The organism is Xanthobacter autotrophicus, assembly GCF_030015065.1.
GTDB lineage: Bacteria > Pseudomonadota > Alphaproteobacteria > Rhizobiales > Xanthobacteraceae > Xanthobacter > Xanthobacter autotrophicus_D.
The window spans coordinates 1-415 of record NZ_JAIVFN010000491.1 but is presented as its reverse complement, the minus strand read 5'-3'; the positions used below and the strand labels follow the sequence as shown (position 1 = coordinate 415).

General features: G+C 53.7%; 1 protein-coding gene. It reads left to right on the top strand.

The genetic code is table 11. The features are described from left to right. The coding region (locus tag K9U40_RS24180; protein ID WP_282892584.1) for a hypothetical protein at nt 1–317 on the top strand (317 nt) is incomplete at its 5' end. Nucleotides 318–415 lie beyond the last annotated feature (98 nt).

Below are 415 nucleotides of genomic sequence, written 5' to 3'. Positions count from 1 at the left end.
TCTCTGAGTTGAAGCTCTTTGTTGATGAGAGATGCGGGGAATGGGGGGCGCCTGCTTTCTGGAGGCGCTATATCGATTGGGCGGACTACGCCGCAGATTTTCCGCTTGATGAGTGCAAGCGGTTTATGCGAGAGACTGTTGGTTATCTTGAGCCTTCATTTTTCGTATTTACGACCACCGGCGGCACTGAGATGAGGTCCGAAGCAATGACGATTTTTGCCGAATACTCGCAGTCCCGCAAGGCGCGGGCTGCCTATGTTCGATCGGTAATTGAAAGTCGGCTGACGACTGACTCCTTCTATCAGCGATCCCGTTGATTCTCTCTGTCGCGAGATGCGAGAAACTGCTGCTGCGGTCGTCGTTCGGCTTTGTGGTCAGGGCAAAGCCGATATGTATGCTTCGCGCGGTCGATGTC